Below are 25,349 nucleotides of genomic sequence, written 5' to 3' on the forward strand. Positions count from 1 at the left end.
GGTGGTTTCTCCCAGGGGTCAGCGCTTGAGTTGGAAGCCGGCCGCCTCGCGGTCCCAGGTTTGCGCGGTGATGCCGCGCTCGCGCAGCTTGAATTTCTGCACCTTGCCGTTCTCGGTCGAGGGCAGAGCGGCCATGAATTCCAGGTAGCGAGGCACGGCGAAGTACGCCATGCGCGGTTCGCAAAAGCGCAGCAGTTGCACAGGGTCCGGCGCAACGCCCTCGCGCGGCACGATGGCGGCCATGACCTCGTCCTCGGCCAGCTCGCTGCGCACAGGGAACACCGCCGCCACGGCCACGTCCGGGTGGCTCAGCAGCACCTGCTCGACCTCATAGGAGGAGATGTTTTCGCCACGCCTGCGGATCGCATCCTTGAGCCGGTCGAGGAAGATGAAGAAGCCGTCAGCATCGCGCACCACGCGATCGCCGGTGTGGAACCACAGGTTGCGCCAGGCCTGCACGGTCTGCTCGGGCATGCCGAAGTAGCCGGTGGCGAAGGCAAAGGGCTCGTCGGCGCGCAGCAGCAACTCGCCGGGCGTGCCGGGCGGCACCTCCCCGTCATGCGCGTCGGCCACGCGCGCGGTGAAGCCCGGCACCACGCGGCCCATGCTGCCGGGGCGCTGCTCGGCACCCAGGCCGATCACGAAATTGGTCTCGGTGGAGCCGTAGCCGTCCAGCAGCCGCATGCCGAAGCGCTCGCCGAACTGCGCATGAAAGCGCGGCGGCACGCCGGGTGCCAGCGCCATGCGCACCCGGTGCGCGCGGTCCAGCGGCGACACCGGCCGGGACAACAGGATGGGTACCATGGCGCCCAGCACATAGGTCACCGTGGCCCGGTGCTGCGCCAGCGCAGCCCAGAAGCCCGACGCCGAGAAGCGCTTTTCCACCACCAGCGTGGATCCCGTCAGCAAGGCCTGGAAGAAGGCATTCAGGGCATTGGTATGGAACAGCGGCAGCGTGGTCAGCAGTACCTCGCCCTCCCCCGAGCCCGACAGCTCCAACAGTTGCGCGGTATGGCGACCCCACCAGTAGAACTGCGCATGCGGGCAGCACACGCCCTTGGACAGGCCGGTCGTACCCGAGGTGTAGAGGATGGCCAGCGTGTCGCCAGGCTGCACGGGTGCAGGGTCTGCGATGGCGTCGGCCGGCACCTCATCCGGTGCCGGAAAAGGGCCGGTGTCTGGCACGGCACCAGGCGGCGGCGGCGCATCGATGCACCACACGCGCTCCAGAGCCAGGCTGTCACGGTCCTCCAGCCCTTGCAGTGCCGCCAGCCCCTCGGCCTCAGCCACGAACAGCCGCGCGCCGCTGTTGGCCAGCATGTGCCGCAGCGAGGGGCCACGCGCAGCGGTGTTGATGGGCACGGTGATGGCGCCTATCCAGGCGCAGCCCAGCAGCGCCTGCAAAAACTCGGGACGGTTGCCGCACATCAGGGCCACGCGGTCACCGGGGCCTATACCGGCGCCCCTCAGCACCGCGCCCATGGCACGGGCGGTGCGCAGTGCATCGGCGTAGCTCCAGGGGATGTCGCCGGCCACGAGCAAGGTGCGGTCGGCAAAGCGTCGGCCTTGCTGCTCCAGCATCGCCGGCAGGGTGCGCGCAGCGGGCGCGAAGCTGTCGATCCAAGGGTTGGCACAGGGCATCGCAAGCCTCACATGAACAGTTGCATGTTGCCGAACGCGGCATCGCAGTTGACCAGATCCACGCGCTTGAGCCGCATGCGCAGCGCGCCATCGCCTTGTCGCACCAGTTCGTGGCTGGCCCAGCCCGCATACAGCGTCTGCTCGTCCTGCCGCGTCTCGATGTAGTGGAAGGCCGTGCGGCAGTGGTAGATGCCGGTCGCGTCGTCGCGCGCCGTCACGCGTGGCGTCTGCAGCAGGTGGTGGCAACGGCTGCCGGGCTGTTGCGAGAAGGTGCGCGCCCCGTGCAGGCGCTCTATGCGCACCTGCAGCAGCAGCCGGTCTTCGTACAGCAGCGAGGCATGCAGGCGGGCATCGGTCTGGCCAGGGGCCAGCGGCATCCAGTAGTGGCCGTCGTCGGTGAACAGGGCCAGCCAGTCGTCGTAGCGCAATGCGTCGAGCAAGGCGGCTTCGTCGAGCACGAAGTCGATGAGCTGCTGATCGGTGGGTTGAGCGGGGTTCATGGCCGGGCCTCCTGCGCGTGCATGGCGTCGTGCATGCCGTCCGTCATGAAGCGCACCCAGGCACGCATCTGGCTGCGCATCTGCCATTCGCTGGTGCCGTTGGTCACGGCTTCGCCCTGGTCCTTTTCGGCGGGGTCGAACAGGCGGCCCACGTTCACCCATTGCGAGCCGCGAGATGCCAGGCCCTGCTGGGCACGCTCGTACATCTCCAGGTCATCGTGGCCCACCACCGAGGTGGGTGCGTTGACGAGCCGGTTGTACATGAGCGTGCGCTCCAGCAGCAGGTCGGGCGCCCCTGCCAGGCGGAAGGTCCAGCTCTCCACCAGCGTCCTGTCGGCCGCCAGCGGCTTGAACAGGCGCAGCGTCTGTATCGGCCCCTTGACCATGAGGTTGGGAAAGTAGACGGTGTTGTGCCGCACCTCGCCCAGAATGCCGCGCGCACGCTCTTCGCCGTAGGCCGCGACCATGCTTTCCCAGTAGCCGGGCGCGGGCGAATATGCCGCATGGATGGAGTCGCTGACACCCGTGTGGCCATGGCCGTTGGGCCATACGCGAATGCCCATGTTCTCGAAGAACTCGTAGGGGCTCACGAAGGGCGCGAACAGCTCCACCGCCATGGGCCGGGGCGTGCCCTCGGGGGCCTGCTGCCAGACCTTGACCGCCGTGCCGGCCGACGACTCGTGCGCCACCATGGGATGGCAGGTGTCGGTCTGGTTGTCCACCAGCATCTTCCAGTTGCAGCGGTGCAGGTAGCGCATGACGCCACCGGCCACCTCAAGGCGCCCCTCGGGCGAGCGCTCGACCATGTTGTCCAACGTGGACAGCGAGGGGCCGAAGAATTCTGCAAAACCTATGCCCTGCGGCCGGAGACGGCAGAAGACGAAGTCTCGGTACACCTCGACGGCGCCCACGGCCACCATGCCCTGGCTGGCCTCGCAGGCCTCGAAGCCCGTGTTGTCGTATCCCTTCTTCAGGGGAATGGACAGCAGCCGGCCATCGGTGCGGTAGGTCCAGGCGTGGTAGGGGCAGCGGAAGAACTTGCCCGTGTGGCCGCAGCCCTCGGGGGCGATCTGCACGCCCTTGTGCGCGCAGCGGTTGTAGAGCACCTTGATGCTGGCATCGGTGTGGCGCACCATGACCACGGGTTGGTCGCCCACGGTGGTGGCATAGAAGTCGCCGGGCTTAGGAATCTGGCTGCCATGGCCGACATAGATCCAGGCGCTGGCGAACAGCTGCTCCATCTCCAGGGCGAAGACTTCTTCGCTGGTGTAGCAGTCCTTGTGCACTTCGGTATCACGCACGAGGGCGGCCACTGCCTCGGGCTTGTCGTGGTAGCGGGGGTTGCGGTCCATGGCGTCAGTCCAGGCGGATGTGGGCGTTGCGGATCACGCGGCCCCAGCGCTCGCGTTCCTGGGCGGCGTAGTGCGTGGCCTCGGCGGGCGTGGTGGGCAGTGGCTCGATGCCCAGCGTCTGCATGCGGGCCTTCACGTCGGCGGAATTCAGCGCCAGGTTCAGCGCCTTGTTCAGGGCCTGCACGGTGGTGGGCCGTGTGGCGGCCGGCACCACCAGGGCCTGCCAGGCATAGGCCTCGAAGCCGGGCAGGCCCTGCTCGGCCAGGGTCACCAGATCGGGCATGGACTGCATGCGCTGCGGGCTGGCGACGCCGATGGCGCGTACCTTGCCCGTGCTGATGAAGGGGCCGCCGCTGGAGGTATCGACGAACATGAAGGGCAGCTGGCCACCGGCCACATCGGCCAGGGCGGGCGCGGCGCCGCGGTAGGGCACATGGGTCAGTTGCAATCCCGACCGGCTGCGCAACAGCTCCATCGCCAGGTGGTGCGGGCTGCCCAGGCCCGGGCTGCCGTAGCTGGTGCCTTCGGGCGCATTGCGGGCCCAGGCCAGGAACTCCGGCAGGCTTTTGGCCGGCACGTGAGGCCCCACCACCAGCACCAGTGGAAAGCGCGCGATCATGCCGGCCAGCGCGAAGTCACGTTCGGCGCTATAGCCCAGCTTGCCGTAGAGAAAGGGATTGGCCGCCAGCACGGCCGAATCCACCGTGGAGACGATGTGCTCCGGGCTGCGCGTGCGCGCCACGTATTCGGCGGCGATGTTCGCGCCCGCGCCCGGCTTGTTCACCACGATGAAGGACTGCTGCATGCTTTTGCCCATGGCATCGGCCAGCATGCGCGCCACCACGTCGGAGCCGCCGCCGGGCGCGTAGCCCACGACCCATTCGACGGGCTTGCCGTCATTGGCCAGTGCAGTCAGTGCGGCCAGCGGAAGCAGGGCCAGCAAAGCCAGCCGCCTCAAGGTTGTGAGCATCATCGGTGTCTCCTCGCATGGGGTGGGTGGGGCCTCAGAGGTCCAGCACCAGGCGCGGCCCCCTGGCGCGCGAGATGCAGATCTGGATCACGTTGCCCGCGGCCTTTTCGCTGGCGCTGAGCACATGGTCGCGGTGGTCTATCTCGCCTTCGAGCACGGGCACGGCGCAGACCCCGCATTCGCCGCGCCGGCAGTCGAACAGCGGATCGCACCCTTGCTCGACCAGGCAATCGAGGATGCTCTGGTCCGCCGCCACGGTGCAGCGCCGGCCGCTTTGCGCCAGCACCAGCTCGAAGGCGTGGTCGCCGGCCTGCGGCAGCGCGGCCGTGAACAGTTCGAACTGCACGCGCTCCATGGGCCACGCACGGGCCTGCGCACCCTGCAGCACGGCATCGAGCAAGGGCTGGGGGCCGCAGACATACAGGTGGTCATCGGCCTCGCAGTGGTCCAGCAAGGCGCCCACGTCCAGCGGCGCGCCCCGCTCGTCGTCGGCATGCACATGCAGCGCATCGCCCAGCAGGGCCCGCAGCTCGGGCAGCAGAGCCATCAGCGCATGGCTGCGGCCGGCGTAGACCATGCGCACAGGCCTGCCCTGGGCGCGGCAGCGCGCCGCCATGCTGGCCAGCGGCGTGACGCCGATGCCGCCCGCGACCAGCACCGCGCAGCCCATGTGCTCAGACAGGGGGAAATCATTGCGCGGCGGCTCGATGGTGATCTCCTCGCCCTCCTGCAAGGCGTGCATGAAGCGCGAGCCACCGCGGCCTTCGGCGTCCAGCCGCACGGCGATGCGGTATTGGGCCGGTGCGGCGTCGGCGCCGTGGTCCAGCTCGATCAGCGAGTACTCGCGCCAATCTTGCATGCCACTGCCCGGGCCCACCCGCACGCGCAGGTGCGATCCGGCCTCGAACCCGGGCAGCGGCACGCCATCGGCCGCGCGCAGCACCAGCATGCGGATCAGCGGGTTGAGCGGCACGGCCTGCGCGACGCGCAGCGTGAGCGTGGGGGCAGGGGAGGTGGAGTCGGTCGGCTGGGCCATGGGGTACTCCATCAGTCCGCCTTGATGTTTGCGGCCTTCACCACGGCGGCAAATCGCAGGGCCTCGGCCTGTACGGCGGACTTGAACGCGGCCGGGCTGGCCGGCAGGGGCTCGGCGCCCAGCTCGGCGAACCGCAGCTTGATGGACGGCTGCGCGAGCAGCTTGTTGATCTCGCCGTTGAGCCGGTCCACCACCTGGGGCGGCGTGCCGGCAGGGCCGTAGACGCCGAACAGCGTGTCGACGGCCACGTCGCCCAGGCCTTGTTCGGCAAAAGTCGGTGTGTCGGGTGCCTCGGGCACGCGCGCCGGCCCCACGACCGCCAGCAGCCTGAGCTTGCCGCCGCGCACCCAGGTCAGCGCCGTGCCGGGCACGAAGGCATAGTCGATCTGGCCCGACAACAGGTCCTGCAGCACCGGCTGCGCTCCACGGTAAGGGGCGTGGGTGGCGACGATGCCGGCAGCCTGCTTGAAGATTTCTGCGGCCAGGTGCGGCGTGCTGCCTGTGCCCGGAGAACCGTAGCTGAGCTTGCCGGGATGGGCGCGTGCGTGTTGGACGAAAGCCTTCAGATCGCGCGGCGGCAGGTCGGGCCGCGTGACGAGAAACAGACGGCTGTTGGCAAGCAGCGCCACATGCACCAGATCCTTGCCCGGATCGAACGACATGCTGGAGAACATGTAGGGATTGACCGACTCGACGGTGGAGGTGGTGACAAGAAAGCTGTGCCCGTCACCGCCTTTGACCACCAGGTCCGCAGCCAGGTTGCCCGAGGCGCCGCTGCGGTTGTCGATCAGCACAGGCTGGCCCAGGGCTTCGGCCAGTTGCGGTTGCAGCAACCGCACCATCACATCGGCCAGGCCACCAGGCGAGAACGATACGACCAGGCGCAGCGGCTTCGTCGGCCAGGCGTGCGCGGCGGTCACTGCGCCGACTGCGCACAGCAGCACGGCCAGGGCCTGCCGGCAGTCGCGCAGCAGCAGGCGGCGGCGCCTCCGTGGGGCTGGCAGGCATTTCTCGCGGGATGACTCGTGAAATGAGGTGGTGCGGGCATGACTCATGGAAGGGCTCCCGGTGAGGCAAGGGTCAGGTCGGCCGCCGGCCGCCAGAGGCCGGCGTTGCGCAGCTGGGCGAGCGTGCGCGCCAGCACGTCCTCGCGGCAGGCGGCAAGGTCCTGTCCCGCGTAGTCATAGAAGCCGCTGCCTGACTTCAGGCCCAGCAGGCCCTGCTCGACCATGCGGCCAAGGATGGCGGGGGCCGCATAGCGCTGTGCATCGATCGAGGCAGACATCTCGCGGCTCGCGTGGTGCAGGATGTCGCAGCCGCCGAAGTCGATGAACTCCACGACGCCCATCGCCGCGAAGCGCAGGCCCAGCCCGTGGCGCGTGGCCTTGTCGATTTCCTCGGCGGTGGCGATGCCCTCCTCGATCATGCGGGCCGCCTCGTTCATCACCAGTGCCTGCAGCCTCGGCACGATATAGCCCGGCGCCTGCGCGCACAGCACCGGCACCTTGCCTATCGATTCGAGCATCGCCGTCGCGCGGCGCACGACTTCCGGGTCGGTGCCTGCGTGCGCGCTCAGCTCGACCACCGGGATCAGGTAGGCCGGGTTGAGCCAGTGCATGTTCAGAAACCGTTCAGGCCGGTGCACGAAGCCGGCGATCTGCGTGACGAGAATGCTGCTTGTTGTGGAGGCCAGGATGGCTTCTTCATGGCAATGGCGGTTGAGCTGTTCAAAGGCCTCACGTTTGGCCTCCAGCGTTTCCGGGACACCTTCGAGCACCAGGCCCGCGCCCGCCAAAGCCCTGCTCGCGGCATCTGCCGCGAAAAATTCGATCCGCGCTTCGATGGCCTGGGCCTGCGCGGCCTGCAGCGCGCCCAGCCGGGTCAGCGCCTGCAGGCTGGCGCGGATTTCCTGGAAAGCCTCGTCGCGCAGGCGCTCGGCGGCCTGCGCTGCACGCGGCTTGAGGTCGATCAGCGCGACGCGGTGGCCCGCATAGGCGAAGGCGATGGCGATGCCGCGTCCCATGCGGCCGGCGCCCACGGCTGCGACAGGTGCCGGCATGGGCTCGGTCAGATGCGCTGTCATGGCCGCTCCCCGTCGTGCAGGCGCTGCTGCAATGCGGCGCGGTCAAGACCGGCAAGACCCAGAGCCTCGAAGGTGCGCGGGCCGTGGCGCAGGTCGCGCCCGAGAAAGCCACCCACGATGGCGAGCAGGCCGTGCGCAACAGGCGCATCCACCTGCGCCCAGCGCGCGGCCGAGGCAAGAAAGGCCAAGCCCAGCTCGGTGTCTTCGGTGATGTAGCGATGCCGGTGCAGGTCGATGTGCTCTCGCCAGTCACCGGACTTGACGAGCTGCTTGTGCGCGTCGCCATACATCCATTGGTCGTTGTCGTAGTGGTCGGCCAGCGGATAGTGGGGCGCGCCGTAGCCCAGCGCCTCGCGCACAGCCATGCGTTCGCGGTCGAGATGGTCGGTCACGGCGCGCACTGCCGCCTGCGTGCCTTCGTTGTGGATGTCCCAGCGCTCGAAGTGCTGCAGCGGCGCGGCGTTCATCACCATCAATGGCGGATGGATGACCGGACCTGCATTCATCATTGCACCCGAAAGCGCATCGCCACAGGCATGCACGCTCGGATAGGCGGCGCGGATCACGGCGATGGCTTCGGTTGCCTTGCGTGCCGGGTACACGCCGGTGGGCAGGCGCAGTGCACGCACCGTGACGTTGACTTCGCGCTCCCCATGCTTGCGCGCCAGATAGGGCAGCGTTCCGGTTTCGGCCCAGGCGACGTCGGCCCGGCTGCCGGCAGCACGCACCAGCCGTGCCATCACATAGCTGCCGAAGGTGCCTGGCGGCAGGAAGACGACCTGCCCATCGGCCAGATGCGGAGCCATCGCGGTGGCGATGTCGGCCTGGGCGATCGCCGGGCTGGGGATCACGACCAGCTGTGTTCCCCTCAAGGCCTGACCGATGTCGGGCGTCGCCATGGCAAGCGGCACTTCTCGGCTGCCATTGGCATCCTTGAGGATGATGGAGCCCGCCACCGCAAGCGGTGCGAGCGCCGCCGCATCGCGCCGCCACAGCCGGACTTCATGGCCCGCTTCGGACAAATCGGCCGCTGCCGCATAGCAGCCGTGGCCGCCGCCCAGGATGGTGATTTTCATGACGTTCCCTCCTCCATGCTTGTTGCTTGAAATCAGGCCAGTGCCTGGCCTTGCAGTGCGGCCCGCAGCGCGTGGCCATGCTCGTCCGCGAGAGCCGCCTCGCGCAGCGCACACAACGTGGCAGGCGCCAGCGCAGACCCGGCGCGGCGCACGGCCTGCATCAGCAGCTGGTAGTTAGCCAGGCCCCGCGCATGGGTGTCGCCATAGCCCTTGACCAAGCGCTGACAGCGGACCACCTCGGACGCCAGGGCCGGGTTGAAAGCGGCCGTCTCGGCGATCTGCGCCAGCCATTGCTCGATGCGCGCGTTCTCGTGCTGGAAGCGCAGAGAGCCGCGCCGCAGGCCGCGCAGCCGCGCCAGGCCCCACAGCAGCAAAAAGCCGCGCAGCGAACTGGTGGAGACCGTGCGCCCCTGGCGCGTGAAGCGCGCCACCAGCCGGTGCACCGCATGCGGCCTGGCCAGCCAGCGGCCCAGGCCTGCGGGCAGGGTGTCGCAGATTTCTTCGATGCGCGGGTGCATGAACTCCTGGATTGCGATCTGCTGGCCGGCCTGCAGCCGCACTTCGGCCTCGACCCGTGCGAAGCGGCTGCCGCGCGTCTTGAGGTCGGCCACGCGCACCGTGTCTTCGTAGGCCATCCACAGCGCGAGGTGGCGCGCAGCGTCGCGCAGCAAGGCCCCCGTGCCATCGCTTGGCAGGGCCTGTACCTCGGCCAGACGATCGAGGTAGAGCGCGGCGTAGGCCGGATCCTGGTAGTCGATCAGACGGCGTATGCCTTCGGTGATGAGCGGCTGTGCGTCGCCGGGGAATGCCGCCACGCGCGCCAGCAGGGCTGCTACGGCTGGCTCGCGCGCGGCCGGAGGCTGGACGGGGTCAGCCGTCTGCGCTTGCGTTCGTGGCGCAGGCTCAGCCACATGCTCATAGGCCGCACCAAAGGCCTTCAGGCTGGACTGCACGCCCACGCCGCCGCGCTCGATGGTGGCCTCGAACTGCGCCCGGCTCCAGGGCAGTACGCCGGTCGCCGCCAAGGCACCGAACAGCGCCGCGCTGACCACGCTGCCGGCCTGTTCGGCCACCTGGGCCATGTCCATGCCCACGAAGCGCCGGGCCGCCTGGCGTGCATGCGACAGCAGGGCGGCGCTGTCCACGCGGCCATCGCCCATGGCAGATTTTTCCGCGATGGAATAGACACGGTGCGTGGACGTCACCAGGGTGGTGCGCTCGTGCGTGACCAGGCCGCGCTGCACGGCCCTGCCCGCCTCCATGAGTTCGGAGGCCAGCACCACGTCCACGTCGCCGGGCAACGGCATCAGTGCCAGCACGGGTTGGCCACCGTCGTGCTGCGCCCGCTCCAGCGCAAACAGCTCGACGTAGTAGATGGTGGCGCCGGTGCGCTGCGCCACGCCGGGCACCGAGGTGCTCTGGGCAATGAAGCCATTGGCCTCGCCGAGATCCACCAGCCAGTCGGCCAGCACGCCGCCACCTTCCCCCCCCATGGCGAGGATGGCGATCTTGATGGGTTGGGGACTTGCCATGCCAGGCCCTCAGAACGCGTAGCGCGCACGCCGCTGCTGGTCCCGCGCCTGCAGCCAGCCGATCACGGCGCTGCGCAGACGCTGGCGCAGGCGGTCCCAGCGCGTGGGATTGCTGACGATCTGCGCACGGTAGAAGGAAGGGCACAGCACGGCCGCGTGCGCCACCTCGCCGCACAGGCCGCAGCCCACGCAACTGTCGAGCACGGTGGCCACCGGGTCGGTGCGCAGCGGGTCGGGGTTGGGCTTGATCGACAGCGAGGGGCAACCCGACAGGCGGATGCAGGAGTGATCGCCCGTGCAGGTGTCCGGGTCCACGCCGAAACGCTCGCGCACCACGCGCTGGCCGCTGGCGATGGCCTGGCGGACCCTGGGCTTTTCGCGGCGCTGCAGGTTCAGCATGCACTCGCTTTGCGCGATCAGCACCTTGGGGCCCTGGGCCGTGGTGGTCAACGCCTCGCGCAGCGTACCCACCACCGACTTGAGGTCGTAGGTGCGGCGCACGGTCCTGACCCATTGCACGCCCACGCCGCGCACCGCCTTTTCGATGGCGTGGTTGGTGCTGCGCGTGGGGTTGGAGGCCTTGGAGGAAAGAATGTCCTGCCCTCCCGTGGCCGAGGTGTAGCTGTTGTCGACGACGATGGTCAGGTTGTCGCTCTTGTTGAACACCGCGTTGGCGATGCCGCTGGTCAGGCCGTTGTGCCAGAAGCCGCCGTCGCCCATGACCGACACCACGCGCTTGACGCCCTCGCGCGGCTGCGCGGGATGGAAGGCCGCGGCCCCCGCTGCGCCCAGCCCGTAGCCCATGGTGGTGTTGCCCAGGTTGAAGGGCGGCAGGATGGAAAACAGGTGGCAGCCGATGTCCGCACTGACATGGTGCTCGCCCAGCTCGCGCTGGACCAGCTTCATCGCGGTGAAGATGGGCCGCTCAGGGCAACCCGTGCAAAATCCCGGCGGGCGCGCCTGCACGCTGGCCTCGACCGGGGGCAGGGAAGGCACGGAGGCCAGCGGGATGATCCTGCGCGGCACCGGCTGCGGCACCAGCCTGCCCTGCGCCTCCAGAAAGGCGCGCACCCCCTTGAGCAGGGCGGCCGTGGTGTACTCGCCGAAGGCGGGCAGCACGTTCTTGCCATGCAGCGCAGTGGCCGATCCGGCCTGGCGCAGAACAGCCGCCACGTTCTGCTCGACGAAGTTCGGCTGGCCTTCCTCCACCACCAGCAGGGCGCGCTTGCCCGCGCAAAAGCGCAGCAGCTCGCTGTCCACCAGCGGATAGGCCACGTTCATCACGTACAGCGGGATCTGCGTGTTGCCGTAGGCATCGGCCAGGTCCAGCGTCTGCAGTGCACGGATCAGGCCGTTGTAGCTGCCGCCCTGGCAGGCAATGCCGATGTCGTCCGCATCCTCGGCAAAGAATTCGTTGAGCCCGCGCTCCTCGATGAAGCGCACGGCGGCGGGCCAGCGCTGGCTGAGTTTTTCCTGCTCGTGCACGAAGCTGGCGGGCGGCAGCACGATGCGGCCCACGTCGCGCTGCGGCTGCGCCATGGCCTGCTCGATGGTGTGGGCAGGCCGGCGGTTGTCGCTGGCGATGAACTGGCCATGCACATGGCAGGCGCGTATGCGCAGCTGCAGCATCACGGGCGTATGGCTGGCTTCGGAAAGATCGAACCCATTCTTCACCGCCTGCACGATGCTGGGCAGATTGGGGCGCGGGTCCAGCAACCAGATCTGGGACTTCATCGCAAAGGCGTGGCTGCGCTCCTGCATGATGGACGAGCCCTCGCCATAGTCCTCGCCGACGATGACCAGCGCCCCACCCTGCACACCGCCCGAGGCCAGGTTGGCCAGCGCATCGGAAGCGACGTTCGTGCCCACCGTGGCCTTGAAGGTCACGGCGCCGCGCAGCGGGTAGTTGACCGAGGCGGCCAGCGTGGCGGCCGCCGTGGCCTCGCTGGCGCTGTTCTCGAAGCGTATGCCGTGCTCAACCAGGATGTCCTGCGCATCGGCCAGCACATCCATCAGGTGCGAGATGGGCGCGCCCTGGTAGCCCGCCACATAGTTCACGCCCGACTCCAGCAGCGCCTTGGTCACGGCCAGGATGCCCTCGCCACGGAACACCTCACCGGCGCCCAGGCGCAGCTTGCGGACCTCTTCGACAAACGAGCGTTCTGCCATTCGGAACCCTTCGCATGAACCGCGTGGGGAGCGGTAATCCATGAATTTGGATGAAATATGACATGCATCAACTTCAAAGTAAATGCATCCAAAATCATGGTTTTCCCAGGCCTTAAGACCGGTATCCGCAGATGCCTGCGGACAGGCTCTGACGAAAAAAAGCGCTCCGGGGGAGCGCTTTGCGGTTTCAAGAATTCCTCAGAACTTCATCACCATCGAGACCGCAGATTTCGCACCTCAACGGAATACGACAAGGGCGACACGATGGGCGTGCAATGCGTGCAGAAGAAGTGCGGGCCGCCCAGGCTCAGTGCAGCCCGCCAAACTCCTCCCACAGCGCCTGCGTATGCTCGCCCATCGCGAGCACGGCGCCCATGGCGGCTTCGGCATCCGACAGCGTGGCCGGGGGCAGCAGGGCCTGGATGCTGCCGGCGGGCGTGGCCACCTCGCGCCAGCGTTCGCGCTCCTGCAATTGCGGATGGTTCCAGACCGCGTGCATGTCGTTGAGCGGCGCGTTGGCGATGCCGCCTGCATCCAGGCGCTGCATGGCCTGTTCGCGGCTCAGGTGGGCCAGCACGGAGGCGATCACCGCATCGAGTTCCTTACGGTGCGCCACGCGCTGCAGGTTGGTGGCAAAGCGCGTGTCCTGCGCCAGCGCAGGCTGCTGCAGCACATGGGTGCAGAAGCTGTGCCATTCGCGGTCGTTCTGCAGGCCGAAGATCAGGCTCTGGCCATCGAGGCCGACCGCGTGTTCACCATGCTCATGGGCGATGAAGTGGAGCCACGCCGGGAATTCATCGAGACGAATGCGCTGCGGGCGGGCAATATCGACGTGTGATCGCGCAGGTTCTCATCCATCTCGTAGAACCTTCGACGTCGCCATCGAGCTGGTGACCCTGCAGTGCGGCATTGGATTGCACAGCATGGCGCCAAGAGCAATGGCCAGCCCGGGATCAGCATGCCCCTGATACCCGGGCACCAGCGCATCGCCAGATCAAGCGCGAAAAACAACGGCTGAAAGAGAATGTCGATCGATCCAAGAATCGCCGGCATTCTTCACCCGGGCCATGGAGTGATGCCTCAATTGATGCATTCGCATGCGCGAAAAATTCGTTGGAAGCCGTTTTGCTGAATGCAGAAACGGGCATGTCCAACCAACGACATCAACCGCCGGGCCTCCTTCTGCCTTGATGCACGACCGGCTCGAGAAACAACTGCCGAAAGTAATCGCGAAACGCCGTCATCGCTGGGGAAAATTCGATGCCTTGCTTCCACCCAAGCCCGATGTTCATCGTAGGAACGGCGTCGCGCAGACTGATGGTTTCAATGCGCTTTCCCTCCAGCGACCAAGGTCGATAAACCATATCCGAGAGAACGGTCACGCCAAGGCCATTCGCCACGGTGCTGCGCACTGCTTCTACAGAGCTCGTGCGCAGCCTGATCTGAGGCTGGTATGGCGTCTTGCTCCAATATTTCATTGCAGTGCCCGCTGCCTCGTCCACGGTGAGCAGGATGTAGGGCTCGGCAGCCACATCGGCCAGCGTGACTTCCGCCTTTTCGAGCAGCGCATGCTTGGCCGGCACCCACAGTCGGCGTTGCGAGCCAAAGAATGTCTCGAGCGACAGCTCGCGCAGCACCACATTGGACGTGAGCAGTACTCCCATGTCGTATTGCTGCGTGATCAGCCCCTCCTCAATGGCTTCACGCACTACTTCGTGCACCTTGACCTTGATCTGCGGATGCAATTGCTCGAAACGCTGAAGGTGATGGGGCAAGAAGTAGCCGAGCACCGTGTAGGTGGCGGCAATGGTCAGCGTCCCCTCGACATTCACTCCCTCATGCGGCATGCGGATCGCCTCGTCTGCAGCCGAGAGCACGGCATAGGCATGGCTCAGAAACCGCCGTCCGGCCCGGGTCAGTTCCACGCCATGAGGCTGTCGCTCAAACAGCTGCTGCCCCAGCATTTCCTCCAGCTCCCGGACTGCCGTGGTCACCGCCGATTGCGAGAGTTTGAGTTGCAGTGCCGCATGTGAGATGCGCCCCACTTCGGCCACCGCCGTGAAGTATTTGAGCTGGCGAAGGGTCAGAGACATGGTGCGGTCTTCCTGGGGTATTTACTTATCTCTCAAAAATTACATGCCAGCGCGCGCAAATCCGATACCGAGGATTCACTGATCTGCAGGGTAGCGTTCATTGCAGGCAGTCGGCGTATCTGTTTTTCAGATATCGCATCGCCTGTAAATAATGCTTTTCAGCCGATTTTCAGCTGACTAATCTTCACCTTGTCCCGCATTGCTGCCATCTGGCCGTGCCAACAACACAAGGCAAAAACGTGAAGAAGACGCTGATTGATCTGAACTCCGACATGGGCGAAAGCTTCGGTCCATGGGCCATCGGCGATGGTGTGGACCAGGAATTAATGCCGTTGATCAGCTCGGCCAACATCGCCACAGGCTTTCATGCGGGTGATCCGAACATCATGCGCAAGACGGTGTTGTTGGCCCGAGAAAACGGCGTGGGCATCGGCGCGCACCCGGGCTTTCGCGACCTCGTGGGCTTCGGGCGCCGCCATATCAATGCACCGGCCGACGAGCTGGTGAACGACATGGTCTACCAGCTCGGCGCGCTGCGCGAATTCGCGCGGCTGGCCGGCATGACGCTGCAGCACATCAAGCCGCACGGCGCGCTCTACATGCATGCGGCGCGCGACGAGGCGCTGTCGCGCGCACTCGTCACGGCCCTGCAGCAGATCGAACCGACGCTGCGCCTGTTCTGCATGGAATCGTCCGTCACCTTCCAGGTGGCGCGCGAATTGGGCCAGCCCGTGGCGCGCGAGTTCTATGCCGACCGCGACTACGACCTGAGCGGCTCCATCGTCTTCACCCGCCGCGTCGGCGCGCTCGACCCCGAGGCCGTGGCCGCCAAGGTGCTGCGCGCCTGCACCGAAGGCGTGGTGCGCACGGTCGAAGGCCAGGACCTGGCGATCGGCTTCGACTCGGTCTGCATCCACAGCGATACACCTGGCGCGCTGGCGCTCGTGCAGGCCACGCGCCGCGCACTGGCCGAGCACGGCATCGAAGTTGCAGGTTTTGCCGGTGCGGCTGCGCCGGCGCGGCCTTGAGTTTTCCGTTCTTCCCGCTTTCGTTCCTGTTCCCGCTTTCCAGGAGTGCATCGATGCCCGCTACCCATGAAGTCCTGAGCCCGCTGCCGGGCACCTTCTACCGCCGTTCGGCGCCTGACGCGCCGCCATTCAAGGCCGAAGGCGACACCGTGGCCGTGGGCGATGTGATCGGCCTGGTCGAGGTGATGAAGCAGTTCAGCGAAGTCACGGCCGACGTGGCAGGACGGCTGCGGGGCTTTGCCGTGGAGAACGGCGAACCCGTCGATCCTGGCCAAGCGCTGGCCGTCATCGAAACGGCGTGAGGCCCCAGACCATGACCGCCGCATTCGACAAACTGCTCATCGCCAACCGCGGCGAGATCGCGGTGCGCATCATCCGCGCCGCGAAGGAACTGGACCTCAAGACCGTCGCCGTCTACAGCGACGCCGACGCGCAAAGCCTCGCGGTGCGCATGGCCGACGAAGCCGTGCGCATTGGCCCGGCGCATGCCACCAGGAGCTATCTGAGCGTAGACGCCATTCTTGAAGCGGCAGCCGACAGCGGCGCCGGCGCCGTGCATCCGGGCTACGGTTTCCTGTCGGAGAACGCCGCGTTCGCCGAGCGCATCGAGGCCGCGGGCCTGGTGTTCGTCGGCCCGACGCCGCACGCGATCCGCACCATGGGCGACAAGGCCGCCGCGCGCGCCGCGGCCATGAAGGCCGGCGTGCCCACCGTGCCCGGCAGCGTGGGCGTGGTGACAGACGCCGACAGCGCCGTCGCGCTGGCAAAGGGCATCGGCTACCCCATCATGATCAAGGCCTCGGCCGGCGGGGGCGGGCGCGGCATTCGCGTGGCGCATGACGAAGCCGAGCTGCGCCAGCAGTTCGCCACCGCCACGGTGGAAGCGCAGGCCGCTTTCGGCAACGGCGAGGTATACCTCGAACGCTTCATCCGCCAGGCGCGCCACATCGAGGTGCAGATCCTGGGCGACGGCCAGCGCGTGGTTCACTGCTTCGAGCGCGAATGCTCGCTGCAGCGACGCCGCCAGAAAGTGTGGGAAGAAGCGCCCTCGGCCGCCATCAGCGAGGCCACGCGCGCGGCGCTGTGCGAATCGGCGCTGCGGCTGGCCCATGCCGTGGCCTACCGCGGCGCGGGCACGCTCGAATACCTGTACGACGACGACACGCGCGAGTTCTTCTTCATCGAGATGAACACGCGCATCCAGGTCGAGCACCCCATCACCGAGATGATCACCGGCATCGACCTCGTGAAGGAGATGCTGCGCATCGCGCTGGGCCAGCCGCTGCGCTTGCAGCAGGAAGACATCCGGCTGACCGGCGCGGCCATCGAGGTACGCATCAACGCCGAGAACGCCGCGAAGAACTTCATGCCAAGCCCGGGCCTTGTGTCGCAGCTCGTGGTGCCGGGCGGCCCCGGCGTGCGCTTTGACACCATGCTGTTCCCCGGCTGCACCGTGCCGGCGTACTACGACTCGCTGCTGGGCAAGCTGATCGTGCACGACACCGATCGCGCCGGTGCGCTGGCCCGCATGCGGCGCGCGCTCGACGAGCTGCAGGTCGAAGGCATCCACACCACGATCCCGCTGCACCGCGCACTATGCGAGGACGCGGGCGTGGCGCAGGCCGCATTCCACACGGGCTTTCTCGAAACCTGGCTGGCGGTGAATCCGCTGGCCGATGCACCCACTCCACTTGCGGAGGTGACCGCATGACCGCTGCCAGCACCCTCCCCACCCCGGCCCGCTACAGCTTCGGCGGCGACGAGCACCTGTTCGTCGAGATCAGCGAAGAGATGTCGCTGCCCGCGTTCTTCAAAGGCATGGCCATCTGCAATGAGCTGCGCCGCCGCGCACAGGCGGGCGAGATCACGGGCGTGACCGAGATCTGTCCCGCCAACGCCGCCTACCTCGTGCGCTTCGATCCCGATGCGATCGCGCCCGACGCACTGCTCGCCACGCTCAAAGACATCGAAGCGGGCCTGGGCGATGCCGACCTGCAGATGCAGACGCGCATCGTCGAGATTCCCGTGCTCTACAACGACCCGTGGACGCACGAGACGCTGATGCGCTTTCGCGAGCGGCACCAGGACCCGTCGGGCACCGACATCGAGTACGCGGCGCGCATCAACGGCCACGTCTCGGTCGAGGCCTTCATCGAGGCGCACTCGTCGGCGCCCTGGTTCGTGTCGATGGTCGGCTTCGTGGCCGGCCTGCCCTTTCTGTTCCAGATGGTCGAGCGCCAGCGCCAGATCCAGGTGCCCAAGTACCTGAGCCCGCGCACCGACACGCCCAGGCTCACGCTGGGCCACGGCGGTTGCTTCAGCTGCATCTACTCTGTGCGTGGTGCGGGCGGCTACCAGATGTTCGGCGTCACGCCCGCGCCCATCTTCGACCCGGCGCAACGGCTGTCCTACCTGAAGGAGCTGATGGTGTTTTTCCAGCCCGGCGACATCGTCAAGTACAAGCCCATTGACCGCGCCGAGTACGACCGCCAGATCGCGCAGGTCGAGGCCGGCACCTACGCGCTGCGCATCGCGCCAGTGTCGTTCTCGCTCAACGATTTCCTGGCCGACCCGGACGGCTACAACCAACAGCTCCTGAAAGTGCTCCATGGCGATTGAAGTGCTCAAGCCCGGCCTCGCGACCAGCGTGCAGGACGCCGGCCGCCCCGGCTACTACCACCTGGGCATTCCGCTGTCGGGTGCGCTCGACCAGCAAAGCCTGGTGCTCGCAAACCTGCTGGTCGGTAACGACGAAGGTGCGGCCGTCATCGAAAGCACGCTGCTCGGGCCCGAGCTGCAGTTCGACGCGCCCGCGCTGGTGGCCGTGACCGGCGCCGACGCGAAGATCAAGCTCAACGGCAATGAGGTGCCACGCAATACCGCATTCGCGGTGCAGGCCGGCGACAGGCTCGGCTTCGACTTCATGAAGCTCGGCGCGCGCATGTGCATCGCCGTGGCCGGCGGCATCGACGTGCCGGTGGTGCTGGGCAGCCGCTCGACCTATGGCCTGGGCGCATTCGGCGGCCTCAATGGCCGCAAGCTGCTGGCCGGCGACAGACTGCCCGTGGGTGTACCGTCCGCCACCGCCCGCGCCGGTCGCACGGTGGAGGCCGCATTGCTGCCGGTGCTCGACAAGGAAGTGGTCCTGCGTGTGCTGCCGGGCATCTATTTCCACCGACTGCAGGAGGTGTCGGTGCAAAGCTTCTTTGCCGACACCTGGACCGTCGGTTCCGAGGCCGACCGCATCGGCTACCGCTACAAGAACGGCACGCCGCTGAAGTTCCACGAGCGCACGCCGCCATTCGGCGCGGGCGACGACCCGTCGAACATCGTCGATGCGGGCTACCCATACGGTTCCATCCAGGTGCCGGGCGGACGCGAACCGATCATCCTGCACCGCGACGCGGTCTCGGGCGGCGGCTACGCGATGGTCGGCACCGTCATCAGCGCCGACATGGATCTCATCGCCCAGATGCAGCCAAACCACAAGGCACGCTTTGTCGAGGTCGATATGGCGCAGGCGCTCGAAGCACGCGCCGAGCGGCGGCGAAGCATCGAGCGCTTGCGCGCAGCGCTCTCGGCCTGAGCGCGACCCTCTTCGTCCCTCTCAAGAGAGCCGATGACAACCAAGGAAGCGGTCGAGTTCGCCACGCTCGAATGGGTTGCGTCGTTCAACCACCATTGCCCGCCTGGACCCATCGGGCATCACTCTTGCCGGCCTCGAGCCTGACCGCCAAACTCCTCCCACAGCGCCTGCGTATGCTCGCCCAGCGCGGGCACGGCGCCCATGGCGGCTTCGGCATCCGACAGCGTGGCCGGGGGCAGCAGGGCCTGGATGCTGCCGGCGGGCGTGGCCACCTCGCGCCAGCGTTCGCGCGCCTGCAGCTGGGGATGGTTCCAGACCGCGTGCATGTCGTTGAGCGGCGCGTTGGCGATGCCGCCTGCATCCAGGCGCTGCATGGCCTGTTCGCGGCTCAGGTGGGCCAGCACCGATGCGATCACCGCATCGAGTTCCGCACGGTGCGCCACGCGCTGCAGGTTGGTGGCAAAGCGCGCGTCCTGCGCCAGCGCGGGCTGCTGCAGCACATGGGTGCAGAAGCTGTGCCATTCGCGGTCGTTCTGCAGGCCGAAGATCAGGCTCCGGCCATCACCGGCCGTGTACTGGCCATAGGGCGCGATGGAAGGATGGGTCAGCCCGCTGCGCGCAGGCGCCGTGCCGCCGTAGTGGGCGAAGTTCAGCGGGTAGGACATCCATTCGGCCAGCGCCTCCAGCATGGACACCTCCACGCGCAGGCCCCGGCCCGTGCGGGCGCGCTGCAGCAGGGCGGACAAAATGCCCGAGTAGGCATACATGCCGGCCGCGATGTCGGCGATGGAAATGCCCACGCGTGCGGGCTGGTCGGGCGTGCCCGTGACCGAGATCAGGCCGGCTGCCGCCTGGATCAGCAGGTCGTAGGCCTTCCTGTCGCTGAGCGGGCCGCCCTCGCCATAGCCCGATATATCGCAGACGATGAGACGCGGATATTTCTCATGCAGGCTGTCGAAATCCATGCCCATTCTCTGCATGGCACCCGGGGCCAGGTTCTGGATCAGGATATCGGCGTTTTCCAGTATTTTCCCGACGATATGCTGCCCTTCGGCGGTCTTGATATCTGCGGCCAGGCTTTGCTTTCCCCGATTGGCCCAGACAAAAAAGGATGATTCACCATGGACCTTGTCGTCATAGCCCCGTGCAAAATCCCCATCGGGCAATCGCTCCAGCTTGATGACCCTGGCCCCCAGGTCCGCCAGCTGCCGGCTGGCAAAAGGCCCTGCCACGGCGTGTTCCATGGCCAATACCGTCAAACCATCCAATGGGCGTGTCTGCATTTTCTTGAACGAGGCGAATATTCGATTCGCCGCATTCTAGAAGTGCGACCATCACCCAGCCAGTCGGCATTTTCTAAGCGGAATTTCAAATCTTCTAAGGCAGGGATTCCTGCACGGCGCCTTCCTCGGGCAAAGGCTGGGCCGCCACATAGGCCACGAAATCGCGGGCATAGGCGGGCAGGGTTTCGGGTTCGCGCGTGACCACCTTCTGCTCGCGCTGCGCCCAGGCCTCGTCCAGGCCCACGGCAGCCAGCCTGCGCGCCTGCAGCGCCGGCCGGGCAATGGAGCGTGGCACCAGCGCAATGCCCACGCCTTCCTGCACGCACTGCAGCACGGCCTCGAATGTTGGTGCGTGCACACGTACCCTGGGATTCATTCCCAGCTTGGAAGCCATACCTTGGAGGTAGAGGAAGTTGCTGGTCTTGCGGCCGATCGAGACCAGGTCGTAGGTCAGCGCGGTTTCCAGCGACACCCTGCTGCTGGCGGCCAAGGGGTGGCCAGCGGGCACCACAAACACCAGTTCATCGTGGCCATAGGTGATGGCATGCAGGCCATGCAGATCGATCTGGCCGGCCACCAGGCCCACATCGGCATTGCCGTCGAGCACGGCGCGCACCGTGTCTTCGCTCAGGCGCTCCTCCAGGTCCACATTGACGTTCGGATAATGGGCCAGATAGCGGCTGAGCACGGGCGCAATTCCCGTCAGCGTGCTGCTGTTGGCAAAGACGCGGATATGGCCCGATATTCCGTTGATGTGTCTTTGCATTTCTCCGTGCAAGCGGTCCACGCTGCCGAAAATGGAATCGGCGTATTTCTTGACCGTCATGCCGGCCGGAGTGAGCACCATGCCTTTGGACGTTCTTTCAAACAGCGATGCACCCATGGCCTGCTCCAGATTCTTGAGCCGGTAGCTGGCCGATGGCGCCGTCAAATGCATTTCAGCCGCGCCTGCGCTGAGGCTTTTGGCCTGGGCAATGGCAAGGAAAACCCTGAGATCCGTCAATTCATATCGCATCCGCTGCATGCCCGCCGGGAGCATTTCCTTGGTGTTAGACGGTTTCTAACCGCCCTATCAATGATTCGACTGGCTGCATTGGCAGCCCATTTCTATAGTCGGCGCCAGGAGACAACGGAGAAAATTATGGACTTCAAGACGGCAAGACGCCAAACCCTTCTCACTGCCCTGCTTCTGGCCGCCGGCGCGGTCGCAGCGCAGGACTATCCGGCGCGCCCCATCAAGCTGGTGATTCCCTACGCGGCAGGCGGCCCCACCGACACCTTTGGCCGCGCCATGGCCGATGTCTGGAGCCAGAAGCTGGGCACGCCCGTGGTGATCGAGAACCGCACGGGTGCCGGCACCCTGGTGGGCACGGAGGCGGCTGCCAAGGCAGCCCCTGACGGCTATACCCTGCTGCTGACCACGGTGGCGCATGCCGTCAATCCCTACATCCACGACAAGCTGGGCTACCGCACGGAGGAAGACTTCGCGCCCGTGGGACTGCTCGCCAGGGCGCCGCTGGTGCTGGTGGTGGACAAGCGGCTGCCCGTGCAAAGCCTGCCGGATTTCCTGGCCTATCTGCGGGCGCGGCCCGGCCAGGTCAGCTATGCATCGGCGGGCGTGGGCAGCGCTCCGCATCTGGGCGCGGAGTTGCTGAACCTGATGGCAGGCACCCGGGCCCAGCATGTGCCCTACCGGGGCAGTGCGCCGGCCATACAGGACCTCATCGGCGGGCACCTGGCCTTCATGCTGGACAGCGCGCCCACGGGCCTGGCCCAGGTCAAGGCGGGCACGGTGCGCCTGCTGGCCACCACCATGGCCCAGCGCCTGCCGCAGACGCCCGACACGCCTGCCGTAGCCGAGCAGGTGCCCGGCTACGAGGCCTATACCTGGAACGCCGTGTTCGCCCCCGCAGGCACGCCGCCAGCGCTGATTGCCCGCCTGCAGTCCAGCCTGCAGGCCACGGTGGACGATGCCGGGCTGCAGAAAAAGGCCTACGACATGGGCCTGGTGCTGGAAAAGCAGCCGCGCCCCCAGGCGCTGGCCGCCTTCCTCAAGCAGGAACTGGACAAATGGGGCAAGGTCGCCCGGGCCGCCCACATGAGCGCGAACTGAGGAGAGTCGCCATGCCACGCCACCCATCCCTGTGCGCCCAGCGCTACTTTGAAGACTTCGCGCTGGGCGAGGTCTTCGCACTGCCCTCGCGCACCATGACCGATGCCCTGTTCGCCGCCTTCCAGCTGGCCAGCGGCGACAACCATCCCGTGCACTACGACGTGGAGTACTGCCGTGCGCGCGGCATGCCCCATATGCTGGCCCACGGCTACCAGGTGGCCATACAGACGGCGGCAGGCGCCGGCCTGTTCCCGCACATGGTCGAGGAATCGCTCAAGGGCTTTCTGGAGCAGGGCAGCCGCTTCCTGGCCCCCGTCTATGTGGGCGACACGCTGTACTGCACGCTGACGGTGTCCGAGCTCAAGCCCGGCAACACCACGGGCGTGCTGACCCTGGCCACCGAGGTGCTGAACCAGCGCGACGAGCGGGTGTCCGACGGGTTTCAGAAATACCTGTTGAGGAAGCGGCCGCAGCTGCCGCAAGTACCAGCGGCAGTGCCTTTGCCATTCAACGATTGACCCTTGTCTGGTTTTTCAGCGATCCTGCGGAAATGCGCGTCCTATCATTTATGGTGTCAATCCGCATCGGTTGCCCCATTGGTGCAGGAAATCCTCACAAGGAAACGGGGCCGTACCGCATTCCATCGTTGAATATATGGCCAGCCTCAATCAGCAGCGCACACAGAAATACATCCATGCACGCCAGCAGCATCCAGCCTGGCTGTTGCTGGCTTCGCGGCGCGCGCCACTGATGCTCAGTTGCCTGGATGCTCTGTTCGAGCACCAGCGCGACGGCGTGCCTTTCGATCAAGCGGTGCAGGCGCTGGCAGACATGCTGGCAGCCCATGCCAATCAGCCAGATTTCGAGATCGACACCGCCGACATCGGCGCGCAGTCGCGGCGCGAACTGCGCGAATGGATCCGCCGCTCTCTGGTGGTGGAACGGGAAGGCCGGATCTTTGAAACCGATGCCCTCAAGGCCGCACTGCGATTCGTGGCGCAGCTCGATCGCCGCATGATGACTTCCACCGCTTCGCGCCTGGCGGTGGTGCAGCGGGAAATCGACAACCTTGCGTCGGCGCTGGACCCCAATCCACAAAGCCGCGCCGAGCACCTGCAGCGCCGCATTGATGATCTGCAACAGCAACTGCAGGATGTGCAAGCGGGCCGGGTCCACCGTTTGACCGATGAGCAGGCCATAGAAGGCATCCGCGAAATCTATGCGCTGGCTACCAGCCTGCAGGCAGATTTCCGCCGGGTCGAGGATTCCTGGCGCGAGGCCGATCGCACGCTGCGCCAGGCCATCATCAGCGCGCAATACCATCGCGGCGCCGTGATGGACCAATTGCTGGATGGCCATGCCAGTCTGCTGAATACGCAGGAAGGCCGGGTTTTCGACAGCTTTCACCAGCAACTGGCCAACCGCAGTGAACTGGCCGAGATGCGCACCCGCATTCTGCGGATCCTGGAGCACGGCGCCGCCCCGCAGGCGCTGGATGATTTGCAGCACAGTGCGCTGCGCCTTCTGGTGCAGCAATTGCTCAAGGAGGCCAAGGTCGTTCAGGCAGTGCGCGCACGCAGCGAGCGCGAGGTCAGCCAGTTCCTCAAAACCGGCCAGGCGGCAGAGAACCAGCGCGTGGGCCAGTTGCTCAACGATGTGCTGCAGCAGGCCTTGCAGATCGACTGGCGGCGCCAGGCCATGCGGCGTCTGCCCGCACCGCTGCCGCCACTGGGCCTGGCACTGGGTGGTCTTCCCCTGATCGAGCGGCTGCGCGTCAAATCACTGGAAGGCGACGAAAATTCCGAGCTGCTGTTGACCACGCAATACGCCGACTTGGATCAGATCGAAGACGAGTTCTGGCAGGCTTTCGAGGGACTGGACCGCCAGGCCCTTGTGCAGCGGACCCTGCAAGTGCTGGTGCATAGGGGAGAGCCGCTGACCCTGTCAGACCTGGCCCGGGCGCTGCCACCGGGCGAGCACGATCTGGAGACCCTCACACTTTGGCTGGCCATGGCGCGCGAGGCTGGTATTCAGCTGGACGATGCCACCGAATACATCACCACCGAAGACCAAGGCCAGCCGTGGCAGTTCAGCGCCCCGCGCGTAGCACTGGATGCCGACCTGCTCCAGCAAATTGATTGGGAGCTGTAATGCCTCACGACAACCTTGCCAACGACATCTTCGACCAATGGGCCAGCGCCCCAACGGCGGAAGCGTCAGCCCTGTCAACCGACGCCAATGCGCCAGCAGTCGAGCCGGAAAGCGATACGCACGCGACGCCACCTGCACTGCGCCGCGCCATGCAGGAATTGCTCAAGGCCGGGCTGCTGGAGCAAGGCAGCAAGCCTCACCTGTTTCGCCAGATCACCAGCGACATGACGCGCGTCAATGCACTTTTGGAGCCGCTGGATCTGCAGGTGCGAGTCGATGATGTGCGCGGCCTGGCCTTCGTGGTCATTCCGGCCGGCTACCAGCCCGACGACGCCGAGGAAGATGACTGGTCGCACCCGCTGGTGCGGCGCCAGAGGCTGACACTGGATCAATCGCTGCTGCTGGCCATACTTCGGCGGGAGTTCCTGCAGCGCGAGCAGGAAGGTGGCATCGGGGTGCGGGTGCAGATCGGTCTGGAGCAATTGTTGCCCCAGCTCGAAATCTACCTGGGCAACACCGGCAGTGACATGCAGGAACGCAAGCGCCTGGTCAACCTGCTGGAGAACCTGCGGGCGCATGGCGTGGTGTCGGAAATCGATGCGCAGGACAAGCTGACCATCCGGCCGATGATCGTGCACCTTGCCAATCCGCAGAACCTGCAAGCGCTCTTGCAGCGCTTGCGGGAACTGGCGAATGCAAGCGCTGCAAACGCTGAAACCGACCAGGAGGAATGAAC

The 25,349-nt window shown here is 66.5% G+C and carries 23 protein-coding genes and 1 pseudogene; 10 read left to right on the forward strand and 14 right to left on the reverse strand.

Annotated features, from left to right (window positions below; all coding sequences use genetic code 11):
* Positions 1 to 18 precede the first annotated feature (18 nt).
* The 11 genes and pseudogenes from IB269_RS24205 to IB269_RS24255 all read right to left on the reverse strand — a co-directional run.
* Positions 19 to 1,641, reverse strand: coding sequence for an ATP-dependent acyl-CoA ligase (locus IB269_RS24205; RefSeq protein WP_192368529.1), 1,623 nt, complete (start codon positions 1,639 to 1,641; stop codon positions 19 to 21).
* Positions 1,642 to 1,649: 8 nt separating this feature from the next.
* Entirely contained in the window at positions 1,650 to 2,141 is a 492-nt protein-coding gene (locus IB269_RS24210) for an aromatic-ring-hydroxylating dioxygenase subunit beta (protein WP_192368530.1), read from the reverse strand.
* A complete protein-coding gene (locus IB269_RS24215; protein ID WP_192368531.1) occupies positions 2,138 to 3,493 on the reverse strand; it encodes an aromatic ring-hydroxylating dioxygenase subunit alpha in 1,356 nt (451 codons plus the stop codon). The genes IB269_RS24210 and IB269_RS24215 overlap by 4 nt, the downstream gene beginning before the upstream one ends.
* Positions 3,494 to 3,497: 4 nt before the next feature.
* On the reverse strand, positions 3,498 to 4,466 hold the full coding sequence (locus tag IB269_RS24220) for a Bug family tripartite tricarboxylate transporter substrate binding protein (protein ID WP_192368532.1): 969 nt from the start codon (positions 4,464 to 4,466) through the stop codon (positions 3,498 to 3,500).
* A gap of 31 nt (positions 4,467 to 4,497) precedes the next feature.
* Positions 4,498 to 5,499: a PDR/VanB family oxidoreductase gene (locus IB269_RS24225; RefSeq protein ID WP_192368533.1), complete on the reverse strand. Its 1,002-nt coding sequence runs from the start codon at positions 5,497 to 5,499 to the stop codon at positions 4,498 to 4,500.
* A gap of 11 nt (positions 5,500 to 5,510) precedes the next feature.
* Entirely contained in the window at positions 5,511 to 6,554 is a 1,044-nt protein-coding gene (locus IB269_RS24230) for a Bug family tripartite tricarboxylate transporter substrate binding protein (RefSeq protein ID WP_192368534.1), read from the reverse strand.
* The gene (locus tag IB269_RS24235; protein ID WP_225614284.1) at positions 6,551 to 7,582 is read right to left on the reverse strand and encodes a 3-hydroxybutyryl-CoA dehydrogenase; all 1,032 of its coding nucleotides are present in this window, start codon (positions 7,580 to 7,582) and stop codon (positions 6,551 to 6,553) included. The genes IB269_RS24230 and IB269_RS24235 overlap by 4 nt, the downstream gene beginning before the upstream one ends.
* Entirely contained in the window at positions 7,579 to 8,658 is a 1,080-nt protein-coding gene (locus IB269_RS24240) for an NAD/NADP-dependent octopine/nopaline dehydrogenase family protein (RefSeq protein ID WP_192368535.1), read from the reverse strand. Before IB269_RS24240 ends, IB269_RS24235 begins: the two co-directional genes overlap by 4 nt.
* Before the next feature lie 32 nt (positions 8,659 to 8,690).
* The gene (locus tag IB269_RS24245; protein WP_192368536.1) at positions 8,691 to 10,190 is read right to left on the reverse strand and encodes an indolepyruvate oxidoreductase subunit beta family protein; all 1,500 of its coding nucleotides are present in this window, start codon (positions 10,188 to 10,190) and stop codon (positions 8,691 to 8,693) included.
* A gap of 9 nt (positions 10,191 to 10,199) precedes the next feature.
* Positions 10,200 to 12,359 carry an indolepyruvate ferredoxin oxidoreductase subunit alpha gene (locus IB269_RS24250; protein WP_192368537.1) on the reverse strand — a complete coding sequence of 720 codons (2,160 nt, stop codon included), beginning with the start codon at positions 12,357 to 12,359 and terminating at the stop codon, positions 10,200 to 10,202.
* Between the two features lie 307 nt (positions 12,360 to 12,666).
* Positions 12,667 to 13,095 (reverse strand): annotated as a pseudogene (locus tag IB269_RS24255) (CoA transferase); the annotation flags it as partial.
* Here IB269_RS24255 and IB269_RS29345 point away from each other — a divergent pair.
* Positions 13,033 to 13,197, forward strand: a complete 165-nt coding sequence (locus IB269_RS29345) for a hypothetical protein (protein WP_412523755.1) — start codon at positions 13,033 to 13,035, stop codon at positions 13,195 to 13,197. The pseudogene IB269_RS24255 and the gene IB269_RS29345 overlap by 63 nt on opposite strands.
* Positions 13,198 to 13,522: 325 nt before the next feature.
* On the opposite strand, the gene IB269_RS24260 is transcribed toward IB269_RS29345, so the two are convergent.
* Positions 13,523 to 14,452 carry a LysR family transcriptional regulator gene (locus IB269_RS24260; RefSeq protein WP_192368538.1) on the reverse strand — a complete coding sequence of 310 codons (930 nt, stop codon included), beginning with the start codon at positions 14,450 to 14,452 and terminating at the stop codon, positions 13,523 to 13,525.
* 239 nt (positions 14,453 to 14,691) lie between these two features.
* Between IB269_RS24260 and IB269_RS24265 the strand changes: the two genes are divergently transcribed.
* The 5 genes from IB269_RS24265 to IB269_RS24285 are packed head-to-tail and all read left to right on the forward strand — an operon-like array spanning position 14,692 to position 19,066.
* Positions 14,692 to 15,480, forward strand: a complete 789-nt coding sequence (locus tag IB269_RS24265; RefSeq protein WP_192368539.1) for a 5-oxoprolinase subunit PxpA — start codon at positions 14,692 to 14,694, stop codon at positions 15,478 to 15,480.
* A gap of 53 nt (positions 15,481 to 15,533) precedes the next feature.
* Complete coding sequence (locus tag IB269_RS24270) at positions 15,534 to 15,782, forward strand: acetyl-CoA carboxylase (RefSeq protein ID WP_012201946.1); 249 nt, start codon at positions 15,534 to 15,536, stop codon at positions 15,780 to 15,782.
* Positions 15,783 to 15,793: 11 nt separating this feature from the next.
* Positions 15,794 to 17,191 (forward strand): acetyl-CoA carboxylase biotin carboxylase subunit, encoded by a 1,398-nt coding sequence (locus IB269_RS24275; protein ID WP_192368540.1) that lies wholly within the window; start codon positions 15,794 to 15,796, stop codon positions 17,189 to 17,191.
* Positions 17,188 to 18,099, forward strand: a complete 912-nt coding sequence (locus IB269_RS24280) for a 5-oxoprolinase subunit B family protein (RefSeq protein WP_192368541.1) — start codon at positions 17,188 to 17,190, stop codon at positions 18,097 to 18,099. Before IB269_RS24275 ends, IB269_RS24280 begins: the two co-directional genes overlap by 4 nt.
* A complete protein-coding gene (locus IB269_RS24285) occupies positions 18,089 to 19,066 on the forward strand; it encodes a biotin-dependent carboxyltransferase family protein (protein ID WP_192368542.1) in 978 nt (325 codons plus the stop codon). The genes IB269_RS24280 and IB269_RS24285 overlap by 11 nt, the downstream gene beginning before the upstream one ends.
* A 119-nt stretch (positions 19,067 to 19,185) precedes the next feature.
* Here IB269_RS24285 and IB269_RS24290 read toward each other — a convergent pair whose 3' ends face one another.
* Entirely contained in the window at positions 19,186 to 20,310 is a 1,125-nt protein-coding gene (locus IB269_RS24290; RefSeq protein ID WP_263864461.1) for a CaiB/BaiF CoA transferase family protein, read from the reverse strand.
* Between the two features lie 133 nt (positions 20,311 to 20,443).
* On the reverse strand, positions 20,444 to 21,364 hold the full coding sequence (locus IB269_RS24295) for a LysR family transcriptional regulator (protein WP_192368666.1): 921 nt from the start codon (positions 21,362 to 21,364) through the stop codon (positions 20,444 to 20,446).
* 126 nt (positions 21,365 to 21,490) lie between these two features.
* Between IB269_RS24295 and IB269_RS24300 the strand changes: the two genes are divergently transcribed.
* From IB269_RS24300 to IB269_RS24315, 4 genes are all read left to right on the forward strand, one after another.
* Positions 21,491 to 22,462, forward strand: a complete 972-nt coding sequence (locus tag IB269_RS24300; protein WP_192368544.1) for a tripartite tricarboxylate transporter substrate binding protein — start codon at positions 21,491 to 21,493, stop codon at positions 22,460 to 22,462.
* 11 nt (positions 22,463 to 22,473) lie between these two features.
* Entirely contained in the window at positions 22,474 to 22,980 is a 507-nt protein-coding gene (locus tag IB269_RS24305) for a MaoC family dehydratase (RefSeq protein WP_063327877.1), read from the forward strand.
* 232 nt (positions 22,981 to 23,212) lie between these two features.
* Positions 23,213 to 24,613 carry a DUF3375 family protein gene (locus tag IB269_RS24310; protein ID WP_231890623.1) on the forward strand — a complete coding sequence of 467 codons (1,401 nt, stop codon included), beginning with the start codon at positions 23,213 to 23,215 and terminating at the stop codon, positions 24,611 to 24,613.
* The gene (locus IB269_RS24315; RefSeq protein WP_082848253.1) at positions 24,613 to 25,347 is read left to right on the forward strand and encodes a DUF4194 domain-containing protein; all 735 of its coding nucleotides are present in this window, start codon (positions 24,613 to 24,615) and stop codon (positions 25,345 to 25,347) included. The genes IB269_RS24310 and IB269_RS24315 overlap by 1 nt, the downstream gene beginning before the upstream one ends.
* The last annotated feature ends 2 nt before the right edge of the window (positions 25,348 to 25,349 follow it).

Origin of the sequence: Delftia sp. DLF01, from assembly GCF_014852125.1 — a bacterium.
GTDB lineage: Bacteria > Pseudomonadota > Gammaproteobacteria > Burkholderiales > Burkholderiaceae_C > Comamonas > Comamonas acidovorans.

Excerpts from the sequence above, each read along its gene's own strand:
- IB269_RS24260 (WP_192368538.1), bottom strand. The coding sequence starts at position 14,452 with ATGTCTCTGACCCTTCGCCAGCTCAAATACTTCACGGCGGTGGCCGAA.
- IB269_RS24250 (WP_192368537.1), bottom strand. The coding sequence starts at position 12,359 with ATGGCAGAACGCTCGTTTGTCGAAGAGGTCCGCAAGCTGCGCCTGGGC.
- IB269_RS24215 (WP_192368531.1), bottom strand. The coding sequence starts at position 3,493 with ATGGACCGCAACCCCCGCTACCACGACAAGCCCGAGGCAGTGGCCGCC.
- IB269_RS24225 (WP_192368533.1), bottom strand. The coding sequence starts at position 5,499 with ATGGCCCAGCCGACCGACTCCACCTCCCCTGCCCCCACGCTCACGCTG.
- IB269_RS24300 (WP_192368544.1), top strand. The coding sequence starts at position 21,491 with ATGGACTTCAAGACGGCAAGACGCCAAACCCTTCTCACTGCCCTGCTT.
- IB269_RS24315 (WP_082848253.1), top strand. The coding sequence starts at position 24,613 with ATGCCTCACGACAACCTTGCCAACGACATCTTCGACCAATGGGCCAGC.
- IB269_RS24205 (WP_192368529.1), bottom strand. The coding sequence starts at position 1,641 with ATGCCCTGTGCCAACCCTTGGATCGACAGCTTCGCGCCCGCTGCGCGC.
- IB269_RS24275 (WP_192368540.1), top strand. The coding sequence starts at position 15,794 with ATGACCGCCGCATTCGACAAACTGCTCATCGCCAACCGCGGCGAGATC.
- IB269_RS24235 (WP_225614284.1), bottom strand. The coding sequence starts at position 7,582 with ATGACAGCGCATCTGACCGAGCCCATGCCGGCACCTGTCGCAGCCGTG.
- IB269_RS24285 (WP_192368542.1), top strand. The coding sequence starts at position 18,089 with ATGGCGATTGAAGTGCTCAAGCCCGGCCTCGCGACCAGCGTGCAGGAC.
- IB269_RS24270 (WP_012201946.1), top strand. The coding sequence starts at position 15,534 with ATGCCCGCTACCCATGAAGTCCTGAGCCCGCTGCCGGGCACCTTCTAC.
- IB269_RS24230 (WP_192368534.1), bottom strand. The coding sequence starts at position 6,554 with ATGAGTCATGCCCGCACCACCTCATTTCACGAGTCATCCCGCGAGAAA.
- IB269_RS24290 (WP_263864461.1), bottom strand. The coding sequence starts at position 20,310 with ATGGAACACGCCGTGGCAGGGCCTTTTGCCAGCCGGCAGCTGGCGGAC.
- IB269_RS24220 (WP_192368532.1), bottom strand. The coding sequence starts at position 4,466 with ATGATGCTCACAACCTTGAGGCGGCTGGCTTTGCTGGCCCTGCTTCCG.
- IB269_RS24280 (WP_192368541.1), top strand. The coding sequence starts at position 17,188 with ATGACCGCTGCCAGCACCCTCCCCACCCCGGCCCGCTACAGCTTCGGC.
- IB269_RS24245 (WP_192368536.1), bottom strand. The coding sequence starts at position 10,190 with ATGGCAAGTCCCCAACCCATCAAGATCGCCATCCTCGCCATGGGGGGG.
- IB269_RS24295 (WP_192368666.1), bottom strand. The coding sequence starts at position 21,364 with ATGCGATATGAATTGACGGATCTCAGGGTTTTCCTTGCCATTGCCCAG.
- IB269_RS24210 (WP_192368530.1), bottom strand. The coding sequence starts at position 2,141 with ATGAACCCCGCTCAACCCACCGATCAGCAGCTCATCGACTTCGTGCTC.
- IB269_RS24305 (WP_063327877.1), top strand. The coding sequence starts at position 22,474 with ATGCCACGCCACCCATCCCTGTGCGCCCAGCGCTACTTTGAAGACTTC.
- IB269_RS24310 (WP_231890623.1), top strand. The coding sequence starts at position 23,213 with ATGCTCAGTTGCCTGGATGCTCTGTTCGAGCACCAGCGCGACGGCGTG.
- IB269_RS29345 (WP_412523755.1), top strand. The coding sequence starts at position 13,033 with ATGGGTGCAGAAGCTGTGCCATTCGCGGTCGTTCTGCAGGCCGAAGAT.
- IB269_RS24240 (WP_192368535.1), bottom strand. The coding sequence starts at position 8,658 with ATGAAAATCACCATCCTGGGCGGCGGCCACGGCTGCTATGCGGCAGCG.